Genomic DNA, 1,367 nt, shown 5'->3' with positions numbered 1-1,367 from the left:
CCTGCTGTCCACCCTGCCCTCCGCCTCACGCGCGGCGGGGCTCATGGCGGCGGGGACGGCGCTGGGCATTCCAGCGGGGCTGCTGTGCCATATCTACCTGCTGCCGCAGGTGGACGGCTACCCGCTGCTGTGGCTTTCGCTCTGCATCATGCTGCTGCCGGGCGTATGGCTGCAGTTCCACCCGAAGGTGGGGGTCGGGGCGTTTGGCTACTGCGTCTTTTCCACCGTGATGCTCCAGATCAACAACCCGATCCATTATTATAACGACATAAGCCTGTTCAACGGCTGGCTGGCGCTGTTCCTGGGGTGCTGCATGCTGGTCCTGTCCTTCCGCGTGATCCTGCCGCCCAACCACCGGGTGGACGCCGCGCGGCTTGTCAGTTCACTGACACGCAGCCTGCGCAGGCTGGCGCTGTCGGGCCGCAGGCAGGGCAAGGAATGGCTGGTATGGGAGAACCTGCAGCTCCAGAAAGTCCTGCGGCTGGCGATGCGCCTGTCGTTTTTCGCCCGGCCGGTCATGATGCACCAGTATATCGACGCGGCGCTGGCCACGCTCTCTCTGGGGCGGCTGGTAGAACGCATCCGCACCATCGCGGAAAGCCCGGAGATTACCGGCGGGCAGCAGGTGGCCATTTACGATGCGCTCGACGCCTTTTCCGAACTGACGCACAACCCGCTGCTGACCGCGACGGCGCTACGCCATGCCGCCTACATCCTCTGCCCGCCCGACGCGATCACCCTGCGCCCCGCGGCCCAGGTCGAGGCCATGGCCTGTCTGGAACAGGCCGCGCGGATCATCCGGGACATTCCCGGCTTTCTCGACCGGCGCGGCCCGCTGCAATGGGGCGAGGACTACCCCGCCGCCCATCGCCCGCCGCTGGCCGCCGTCAGGCGGAATCCGGCTGAGAACGGAGAACGACACGGCATCCATGACGGTCGTGTCCACCTCGTCACCGACCTTGAGCGTCTTGAGAAATTCCTGCATCGGCTTCTGGCGCACCAGCACGACGCGGGTAATGTCATCGGGATCGACGAAGGTGACCTGATTGCGGGTCGTATCCACGCCCGTCACCTTCACGCGCTCACGCTTGAAGGAAACCATCATGCCGTGCGGATGCTGGCCCGTACGGGTGCCGGCCGCGCTCTCGGTCGATTCCGGCAGGGGCGAGCCGGGGGCGGCGATCGTGGCGTCAATGGCGCGCACGATGCGCAGGCCGATCCTGTCACCCGCATGCAGCACCGGCAGCTTCGCGCGGATGTCCGGGTCCACGCGCACGGTGTCCAGATTGCCCGCCCTGTCACGCAGCAGGATCATGCCCGCGTCATGGTCCACGCTCTCGACGGTTCGCGATTCCCAACTGGTTGCC

Annotated in this window: 1 pseudogene; it reads left to right on the top strand. The window is 66.4% G+C overall.

Going from position 1 to position 1,367, the window contains the following annotated elements:
• Positions 1 to 892 (top strand): annotated as a pseudogene (locus JCM25156_RS32450) (FUSC family protein); the annotation flags it as partial.
• Positions 893 to 1,367 lie beyond the last annotated feature (475 nt).

The organism is Komagataeibacter kakiaceti JCM 25156 (assembly GCF_000613305.1).
The sequence above is the reverse complement of the archived record's forward strand: the minus strand, read 5'-3'. Positions and strand labels throughout refer to the sequence as shown.